This window comes from Flavobacterium xanthum (assembly GCF_900142695.1).
In the GTDB taxonomy this organism is placed as follows: domain Bacteria; phylum Bacteroidota; class Bacteroidia; order Flavobacteriales; family Flavobacteriaceae; genus Flavobacterium; species Flavobacterium xanthum.
The window spans coordinates 133,676-143,967 of record NZ_FRBU01000003.1; the positions used below are offsets into that span (position 1 = coordinate 133,676).

Annotated in this window: 8 protein-coding genes; 4 read left to right on the forward strand and 4 right to left on the reverse strand. The window is 36.1% G+C overall.

Features of this window, described 5'->3' with window-relative positions:
• The first annotated feature begins 68 nt into the window (after positions 1-68).
• From pdhA to BUC11_RS02495, 3 genes are all read left to right on the forward strand, one after another.
• A complete protein-coding gene (gene pdhA / locus BUC11_RS02485; RefSeq protein ID WP_073351563.1) occupies positions 69-1,067 on the forward strand; it encodes a pyruvate dehydrogenase (acetyl-transferring) E1 component subunit alpha in 999 nt (332 codons plus the stop codon).
• 7 nt (positions 1,068-1,074) lie between these two features.
• The gene (locus tag BUC11_RS02490) at positions 1,075-2,751 is read left to right on the forward strand and encodes a pyruvate dehydrogenase complex dihydrolipoamide acetyltransferase (protein WP_073351565.1); all 1,677 of its coding nucleotides are present in this window, start codon (positions 1,075-1,077) and stop codon (positions 2,749-2,751) included.
• Between the two features lie 626 nt (positions 2,752-3,377).
• Positions 3,378-3,749 (forward strand): RidA family protein, encoded by a 372-nt coding sequence (locus BUC11_RS02495; RefSeq protein WP_073351567.1) that lies wholly within the window; start codon positions 3,378-3,380, stop codon positions 3,747-3,749.
• Between the two features lie 64 nt (positions 3,750-3,813).
• Here the strand turns inward: BUC11_RS02495 and BUC11_RS02500 are convergent, their stop codons facing one another.
• Positions 3,814-5,049 (reverse strand): glycosyltransferase, encoded by a 1,236-nt coding sequence (locus tag BUC11_RS02500; protein WP_073351569.1) that lies wholly within the window; start codon positions 5,047-5,049, stop codon positions 3,814-3,816.
• Positions 5,050-5,395: 346 nt separating this feature from the next.
• Between BUC11_RS02500 and miaE the strand changes: the two genes are divergently transcribed.
• Positions 5,396-5,977 carry a MiaE family protein gene (miaE, locus tag BUC11_RS02505; protein ID WP_073351573.1) on the forward strand — a complete coding sequence of 194 codons (582 nt, stop codon included), beginning with the start codon at positions 5,396-5,398 and terminating at the stop codon, positions 5,975-5,977.
• A 93-nt stretch (positions 5,978-6,070) separates the two neighbouring features.
• Here the strand turns inward: miaE and BUC11_RS02510 are convergent, their stop codons facing one another.
• The 3 genes from BUC11_RS02510 to BUC11_RS02520 form a co-directional block, all read right to left on the reverse strand.
• Entirely contained in the window at positions 6,071-7,933 is a 1,863-nt protein-coding gene (locus BUC11_RS02510; protein WP_073351574.1) for an OmpA family protein, read from the reverse strand.
• Between the two features lie 19 nt (positions 7,934-7,952).
• Positions 7,953-8,870 carry a PorP/SprF family type IX secretion system membrane protein gene (locus tag BUC11_RS02515; protein ID WP_073351576.1) on the reverse strand — a complete coding sequence of 306 codons (918 nt, stop codon included), beginning with the start codon at positions 8,868-8,870 and terminating at the stop codon, positions 7,953-7,955.
• Between the two features lie 60 nt (positions 8,871-8,930).
• The coding region (locus BUC11_RS02520) for a T9SS type B sorting domain-containing protein (RefSeq protein ID WP_139259410.1) at positions 8,931-10,292 on the reverse strand (1,362 nt) is incomplete at its 5' end.

Genomic DNA, 10,292 nt, shown 5'->3' on the forward strand with positions numbered 1-10,292 from the left:
GAGGAAACTATTTTGCGTTATAGTACAAATTGATAATACAATAACACTTTAGCAAAAGAAAAATTCAGATGAAAGAAGTTACAAAAGAAGTATATTTAAAGTGGTATGAAGATATGCTGTTTTGGAGAAAGTTTGAGGACAAACTTGCAGCATTATACATCCAACAAAAAGTTAGAGGTTTTCTACATTTATACAATGGTCAAGAAGCAGTATTAGCTGGTGCATTGCACGCTATGGACTTAACTAAAGACAAAATGATTACTGCTTACAGAAATCACGTTCAACCAATAGGTATGGGAGTTGATCCTAGGCGCGTAATGGCGGAACTTTTAGGAAAAGTTACCGGAACTTCAAAAGGGATGGGTGGCTCCATGCACATTTTTTCAAAAGAACACCGTTTTTATGGTGGTCATGGAATTGTAGGAGGACAAATTCCTGTAGGTGCTGGACTAGCTTTTGCAGATAAATATTTTGAGACTGGTGGTGTAACCATGACCTATTTTGGTGATGGGGCAGCACGTCAAGGCTCTCTACATGAAGCATTCAATATGGCTATGTTATGGAAACTTCCTGTGGTGTTTATCGTTGAAAATAATGGATATGCAATGGGAACATCTGTTGAAAGAACAGCCAATCATACTGATATCTGGAAATTAGGTTTAGGGTATGAAATGCCTTGCGGACCAGTGGACGGAATGAACCCTGTAAAAGTTGCTGAAGCAATGACGGAAGCAATTGACAGAGCGCGTCGTGGCGACGGTCCTACTTTTCTAGAAATGAAAACCTACCGTTACAGAGGCCACTCTATGTCGGATGCTCAATTATATCGTTCGAAAGAAGAAGTTGAAGAATACAAAAAAATTGATCCAATTACTCAAGTTTTAGATGTAATTAAAGATCAAAAGTATGCTACAGAAGAAGAAATCCAAGTAATTGATCAAAGAGTAAAAGCTTTAGTAGAAGAATGTGTGACATTTGCCGAAGAATCTGAATACCCTCCAATACAACAACTCTACGACGTAGTATACGAACAAGAAAACTATCCATTTTTACCTCATAAATTATAAATCAATTATGGCAACAATAATTACAATGCCTCGTTTGAGCGATACGATGACGGAAGGAACGGTAGCGACTTGGCTAAAAAAAGTAGGTGATAAAATCAACGAAGGGGATATCCTTGCTGAAATTGAAACTGATAAAGCAACGATGGAATTTGAGTCTTTCAACGAAGGTACTCTTTTACATATAGGCATACCTGCAGGTGAAACTGCACCAGTGGATTCTTTATTAGCAATTATAGGAAAAGAAGGAGAGGATATTTCCGCATTACTAGCAGAAAAACCAGCTGATGCAACTCCAGCTAAAGAAGAAACAAAAACTGAAGAAGAAACAAAAGCTACTGAAGAAACAGCAGCTGAACCTGAAGCTACTAAAACGACAGCGACTTCATCTGCTTCGTTACCAAAAGGAGTTGTGGTTATCACAATGCCTCGTTTAAGCGATACCATGACAGAAGGAACTGTAGCAACTTGGTTAAAAAAAGTAGGAGATGCTGTGGCTGAAGGAGATATTCTTGCTGAAATCGAAACTGATAAAGCAACAATGGAATTCGAATCCTTCAACGAAGGAACTTTATTGTACATAGGAATCGAAGAAGGAAACAGTGCGCCTGTTGATAGTCTTTTAGCTATAATAGGCCCAGCTGGAACCGATATTAGCGGAATAGCTGATAATTATAAAACTGGTGGAGCTCCAAAAGAGGCTCCTGCTGTAGCAGAAGAAAAAGAAGTAGCTGCAACAGAAAAACAAACAGAACCAATTGTTCAAGAAGCATCCACAGACGGACAGCGTATTTTAGCGTCACCATTGGCAAAGAAAATTGCAAGTGACAAAGGAATTCAATTAACACAAGTGAAAGGTTCAGGTGAAAACGGCCGTATTGTAAAAAGCGATATCGAAAACTTTACACCAGCTGCTGTAGCACCGCAAAATGCTGCAACTCCTGTTGCAAAAGTAGAAACTGCCGCTGCGCCTGTTGCTCCAAAAGTTTTTGTTCCAGCCGGAGAAGTTTTTACAGAGGAAATTAAGAACTCGCAAATGCGAAAAATCATTGCGAAACGTTTGGCTGAATCATTATTCACCGCACCACATTACAACTTAGTTATCGAAGTGGCGATGGATGACGCAATGGCTTCAAGAGCAGTAATTAATTCCGTTCCAGATACTAAAGTGTCCTTTAACGATATGATTATTAAAGCTTGTGCGATGGCTTTGAAGAAACATCCCAAAATCAATTCTCAGTGGAAAGAAGATGCTATTACAATTAATCACCATGTAAATATTGGCGTAGCTGTAGCTGTTGAAGATGGATTAGTGGTCCCTGTATTGAAATTTACAGATGCTATGAGTTTATCTCAAATAGGCGGAAGCGTAAGAGATCTTGCTGGAAGAGCTAAGAACAAAAAACTATTGCCTACAGAAATGGAAGGAAGTACGTTTACGGTTTCTAACTTAGGAATGTTTGGTGTCGTCGAATTCAACTCGATTATCAACCAACCTAATTCTGCCATCCTATCCGTAGGAGCAATTGTAGAGAAACCAATAGTTAAAAATGGCCAAATCGTAGTAGGAAACACCATGATGCTATCTCTTGCTTGCGACCACCGCACAATCGACGGAGCAACTGGAGCACAATTCTTACAAACATTAAAACAATACATTGAAAACCCAGTGACCATGCTTGCATAACCACTGCTTCTTTATAAATTCAAACCCATCTCGTTCTTCAGAACAAGATGGGTTTTTTGTTTTTGGGCATCACCTCACTTCTACTAGCGTTGCAGTGAAGTCGGGCTATTCGCTGTATCTTTTATTCCTCTCGTTAAAAAAACAAGAGAAATAAAAGGATGCCGCTACTATCCCTGATGCGAAAGCGACCAAATAACCCCTAAGTAAAGTCAATTATAATTGCAGAAATACCCGATTACGAAATATACTATATTTTCACAAGACAACACCATCTAGTCTTTTGCAATGAAAGCGTCCCAAGATATGTGAACTAGTCCGTTGAAAAACTTGCAGCATAACAAAGAGTAGGTAGGAAATGATGACTAAAAAAAATCGACATACAAACTAAAACAAATTGTCATTAATTTTTAAGCTTCTTTTCAATCCGCCTGGTTTTTTAAGTAGTTTTGCAATCGCAACTACGCAATAGTTAATTTACTATCTCTTGTAGAAAAATGAATTTTCATATTATAATTAAATAGTCAGGTCTATTTAATGTTATCAAAATACTATTACTTAAGCGCTGGTTTAAAATCATTATTAGCAAATAAACTATTAATTTTACGAAGTATTTAATTTATTACAAAATGATTGATAAACACTATATCGAACCAAATGAAGGCTTTTCTCAAGCGGTTATTGTACAAACTGGAAGTTTTAAAACCATTTATATTTCAGGACAAATTGGAATTGGTGCTAATTTAGAATTACAAACAATTTCAACATTTGAGAATTTAGAAAAACAACTACTAAATTGCAACGCTACTTTCAAGGATGTGGTAAAAATGAATACCTATATTGTAAATTTTAATCCAGAGTTTGATTTACCTATTTTTAGAAAAATTAGAAATAAATTTCTAGGAAATGCTGACTTTCCAGCAAGCACCTTGGTAGGTGTTGCCGTTTTAGGAAATAAAAATTGGCTCATCGAAATTGAAGCGATTGCTATTGTTGAATAAAGTGATGCGTTGCATGTAGTTTTCTAATTTGAATAACTTTTCATACTTCAAAAGTTTATAACTACTACCTTTTATTCTTCTCTTCAATCCATTTCGACATGTACTTCGTGCTTTTTAAAGTATGATGTTGTAGTAATGCACCCAGAAAATTATTCAAACGATGTTGTGGCAGATTCTCTTGTAATGTTAGTATTTGCTCTTTAAACTCGCTTTCAAACAACGTTCGCATGTACCGTTGCTTGATTATTTCAAATCCGTTTTGTTGGGCTTCAAGCCAAATTTTTTCATCTTGATATAAGAACACAGCCTTATTGGCAAAAATTATACAATTGTCCTCAACAAAACCATTCCAAGACAAATCGCCTTGCATCGATTCGGCACCAATGGTAGTGGTAACGCTTGGCGTACCAAATTGCATGGCTTCAAGTAATTTTCCTTTTATTCCTGCTCCAAAACGCAAAGGCGCTAAAACAACCCGGGCATGTTTGACTACTTCCTGCGCATTATCCGCACGACCAAGAATTAAGAATCCCTCTTTTGCATTATGTAATTGCAAGACTTTCTGTGAAGGATAAGCACCATATATACAACAAACAGCATCAGGCACTTGTTTTTTAATCAATGGCCAAATCGTTTCTTTGAGATATTGCACCGCGTTCCAATTGGGTTCATGTAGAAAATTACCAATAAAAACAAAATCTTTTCTTCTCTCAAATGAAAGTGTTGTATTTAAATTTAGAACAGCTTGCGGTTCTAATAAAAGCGGCAAATAATACAATACCGAGGCATCAATTTTGAAAGTGTTGGTTAGCAATTCAATTTCAAACTCGGAAATTATCAAAGATAAATCACAACGCAAAATACTGGCTATTTCTCGTTTGGCTACTTCTTCAACAAGGAGATCTGTTGTTTTGAATTCACGATTTTCCTTGAATGCTTTTTGTCTGGCGAGACGCAAAGAATGTAAATCTTCGGTATCTAAAATTCGAAGTGCGTTTGGACATTTTTCAGCCACGCGCCAACCAAACTGCTCTTCCATCATAAAACGATCAAAGAGAACTACAGTTGGATTAAGTTCTTCTACAAATGTGTCAAAACTCTCTGAATTGAGCACAATTGCCTTTTTGTCAACTTGAAACGGTTGCAAATCTATCATAAAGTCACTGTCTTGAGCAGGAGAAGCAAAGGTAATTGTGAATCCTTGTTCTTGGAACAGCGAAATCAATTGCATCATTCTTCCACCTGCTGCTGAGGAGTTGGGTTCAGGCCAAACAAAACCGATAATTAAGAGTGATTGCACTTTTTGTGTGTTGTAAATTAGTGCTGCAAAATACTACTTTAAAGTCGGATTGTAACTTTCCAGGATTGTAAATTCTATTGAAAATGGCTAACTATACTTTGCACCAGACTGCGTGAGGGACAGTAGTGGAAAGCCCGGAATTGTGGTGCAGCGCAGCGAAATCACAATGAGGACTTGCAGCGGATAGCCCGACAGCAAAAAAATGGCTAGGCGGAATGTAGCTTTGGCCATTTTTTTTGGTGGCACGCCCCACTTATTTTGACAGCAAAGTCACAAAGCATTTTGGTTATCGCGGTATAAATCAGGAAGAAAACACTAATTTTGTACCCACATAAATTCGATTAAAATGTTAGGATTAAAATTAGCAACCGACCCAAGATGGGTTAATATAGTAGAGTCAAATATTGAAGAAATTTTGACAGACCACGCCTGGTGTGAGCAAAAAGCAGCTTCGAATGCCATCAGCTTGATCACACAAAATTCGGAAAAAGAAGAATTAGTGACCGAATTGATGATTATTGCGCGAGAAGAATTAGAACACTTGCAAATGGTACACGACTTAATCAAAAGTAAAGGCTTATCACTGGGAAGGGAACGCAAGGATCATTACGTGAATGAATTATTCAAGTTCATGAAAAAAGACGGGAGTCGCAATGATGCTTTGTGCGAACGATTGTTGTTTTCGGCGATGATTGAAGCCAGAAGTTGTGAGCGTTTCAAAGTACTTTCTGAAAACATTGCAGATGCGGCATTAGCTAAATTTTATCGTGATTTAATGATTAGCGAAGCAGGACACTATACCACATTTTTAGGTTTTGCAAGGAAATATGCAGACAACGTCAATGTGGACAAACGCTGGAAGGAGTGGATTGATTTTGAAACATCCATCATCAGTAATTATGGCAAGCAAGAAACGATTCATGGCTAATATTTGAATAACAAAATTTTCTTTTAATAAATAAATTGTACAAAAAAAGGATACTTTATAGTATCCTCTTCTTGTATTTTAAAACTAATTCATTTATTTTCTTATCATAAATTCCGAACGTCTATTTAGTGCAAATTCTAGTTCCGTACAGTTATTTTGGCAATCAATTTTAGGTATGGATTCCCCAAATCCTTTCCCAGAAATTCTTTCTGAACTGATTCCTTTTGATATAATATACGCAACAGTTGATTGTGCTCTTCTTTCAGATAAATCTAAATTATAAGAGTCAGAGCCTCTAGAATCCGTGTGAGACTTAACATCGATTTGTAAATTACTGTTTTGTGCCAGTACATAAACCAATTTATCAAGCTCTACTGCACCACGCTCCGTTATATCACTCTTATTAGAATAAAAGTAAATGGGATTCAAAAGGATTTCTGTTTCTGTTACAACAACATCAATTGGCTCTAGTGCAACTTCCATTGTAATTAGCCCTTGTTTACTGCTGGCTGGAAAAGATTTTGTAACATAACCATCTTTGAAAACTTGTATTGTGTATGACTTTAGGCAGGATAAATCATAAAGCACTTCACCATCATTACTAGACAGCTGAGTATCTAAAATAGTCGTGGCGTTATCCAAAATTACCACTCTAGAATTAGCCAAAAGTGCTCCTGTTTTTGCATTTTTAACCACAATAAAAATCTGAGCTTTACAAATTGGAATCGCACTATAAATATGATCTTTACCAAAACGGTTACTAGACACATATCCTATATTTTTATCTTTGTTAAAACTAAAAGCAAAATCATCTTTCTCCGTATTTATAGGTTTACCCATATTATGTGGTTCTCCATCAGTATTTAAATCCACTGAAAAAACGTCTAAACTTCCAAAACCAGTCAAACCATTTGATGAAAAATACAAAATGGAATCATCCCCCATAAACGGAAAATTCTCATCCCCAACGGTATTGATCTTTGTTCCTAAATTTTCTGGAATACCAAAAGATCCATCGCTATTCACCTTTACTTTCCAAATATCAGTTCCTCCAACGGAACCAGGCATATTAGAGGCAAAATAAAGTATTTTCCCATCTTTATCTAAAGACGGATTGCCCGCAGAATAACTTTTACTATTAAATGGCAACGCAGTTATGTTGCTCCATTTTCCATTTTCTTTAGTCGCTTTATACAAATTTACTTGACCAAATTTGATTTTGCGTGTTTTATCCTTGTCAAATAATTTATCTTTAAAACTCTCGCTGGAAAAATAAACAACAGAGCCCTCCTTATTCATTGTAACAGGTCCTTCATGAAACCTACTATTTAATTCATTAACAGCAATAGGTTCAGAGTACTTCCCATCAGCAGTGTAAGTAGACTGAAAGATATCTAAATAGGGTTCGTTATTCCAACCATACGTTTTGTTGCTTTCATTTCTTGCACTCGCAAAATAAAGAACATCTCCATAAAGAATAGCACCAAAATCAGAGCGTTCTGAATTTACGGGAATTGCGTTTACCTCAAAACGATTTTCTAAAGCATTTAATTTTGTCAAATAATTAGGATCTTTAATGAAAACAATGGCTCGTTGATCATTGGGCATGCGATCAGCGAATAATGCCATTTGAATATTTGATTCTGCATATTTGCCATTGGACTTTAGCATTTGTGCATATCTAAAATAGGTTTCTGCATCTTGCTGAGATTGCGTTGCTTTAGCGTACCATTTTTCCGATTCTATTGTATTAAACATATAGTAATAGCAGTCTCCGAGTTGTTTACTTACATACGGATCCGTATTTCCTTTAGCAACCAAATTTAAATATTCTTGAACGGCTTTAACATAATCATAGCTTTCAACCAATATATCAGCACTTTTAGTCTCTTTATTTTGTGCTGTAAGCGAAAGACTTGTAAGCACAAAAAATAATAAAATTGTATTTTTTTTCATTACGTCGAGTAATTAAATATTAGAAAAATCTTGGGGAGCGGGACACTTTTTTAGATTCAAATAGATCATATAGTAATATGAACTCATGTGAAGAAGGAGTGGTTACTCTTAAATCAGAAACAATGTGATCATAAGCATACCCTATTCTTAACTCAGGTGTAACGGCAAAGTTAATCATTCCACCAAAACTATCTTGCAACCTGTAAGTTGCTCCAATTTCGAATTTTTCCTGATATAAAAAATTAGCAGATAGATCTAAAGATGGAGTTACATTAAAAGCTGATTTCAACATGAATGAAGGCTTGAATTTTAATTCGTAATTAACTTCAAAAACATAACCAGCGGTTAAAAAATAATGCGACACATCCGAGCCATATTGACGCCCATTATAATCTAAGTGTGCGGCTTTTATCATATTGGGAAGAGAGAGTGCAACATAGTATTTATCGGTATAATAAAACAAACCGGTACCTAAATTCAACGATGTATCGTTAATATCCTCCCCAAAAATACCCTCTGAAGGATCTGGCAAACTAGATTGAATATCTCTTAGACCTACTTTATGGAATGAAACACCCGCTTTTACACCAAATGCTAATCGTTGCGTATCCCCTAATTTCAAAGTGTATGAGAAATCTCCAAACACATTTTGCTCTGTTACGGGACCAATTTTATCTGACACAAAAGAGATACCCACTCCAACATTCTTACCTGCCGGTGCATGACCTGAGAAAGAAAAAGAAGCAGGCGAATCTTCAATATTCACCCACTGTTTTCTATATAAAAGACCCAAAGAAAGACTTTCTTTAGAGCCAGCATAGGCGGGATTGATAACATTCATATTATACATGTACTGTGTATAATGTGGATCTTGTTGCGCTTTTACATCTAAACATGCGAAGAGAGCTAAAAGAGACATCAATATTATTTTGTTCATATCTATATATTTTTCGTTTTAGAAGTCAGTTAAAAATAGCTGTGACTAATAAATTATTATTTATTCTTTTTCTCTGATTAGATAAATCCATCCTGTTTTTGGCTCACCGCTATTGAATTCAATTACGTAATAATAAGTAGCACTTGGAAGATCTTCTCCTTTATTTGACTGGCCATTCCATTGATCGGTATAATTCATCTGACTGTAAACTTTGATACCATATCTATTAAATATTTCCAATTTTTTGACATCCATCAAACTCAAATCGAAGAAATCATTTGAACCATTTCCATCAGGAGAAATTCCTTTTTGGATGTTGCAATAAATTGATTCTACTGTTACATTAGAGGTTGTCTCACATCCAGTACTCATAGATGTAACCGTAAGCGAATATGCCGCCGGAAATACTACTGGCGCTCCCGGAGTTGAAGAAATTACATCGGTAAGATTTAGTACATTAGAATTAGTTCCAACAAGATTCCCTTCTTTATCCTTCCATTGATACGAAACCTCATTTGGATTATAAGAGCCAGCTAATGGATTTGCGGTCAATATAAACTCTTTGTTTTCACAATCTCCTCTAGTTTCAAATTGAATTGGTGAAGGAATAGCGTTTATCGTAACTTCAGAACCTAAAGCTACACATGCAATACTATTTACAAAGCGCACACTAATTATGTATTTTCCAGGAGTCAAATCATTAAAGACAGGGCTGCTTTGATATCCGTTACCTACACTATATTGGACATCTACTTGTGTGTTAATTGCAATACTTCCAGCTGGCATCAAACAGGTAGGTTGTACGACTTGCATTAGAGTTGGAATTACTGGTAATAAAGGAAGTGGACTAATAGTTATACTTGTAAGACTTTGAACGGAACAAGTAGTGTCAGCATTATTTCTCACGTAAACTATATAATTGTTTGGAGCTAATCCTGCAAAAACATTGGAAATTTGATACGATGTACCATTCAAACTGTAGGATACTCCTGCTTGCGGCGTCACTGTAATTGTTCCCGCTGGTGTGGAACAAGTTGGCTGAACCACAGTTGAGGCAACAGGAATAACCGGAGCAATTGGAATTGCATTTATAGTAGTCGCAGATAAAGATGACTGCACACAAGTGTTATCTGTTGCACTTCTTACATATAACGTATAAGTATTTGGAAGTAATCCTGAAAATGAATTGGAAGATTGATATACTGTGCCATTTAAGCTATATTCTACTCCTACTTGCGTTGTGATTGTGATACTTCCTGAAGGAGTTCCACAAGTAGGTTGTACTACACTTGATGTGGTAGGGACTTGAATTACTTGTATCGCATTTATCGTTATAGCAGTCGATGACGGAGTTACACAAGTGTTATCCGCTGTATTTCTCACGTATAAAGTATAAGTATTTGGTGCCAATGCTGTAAATAC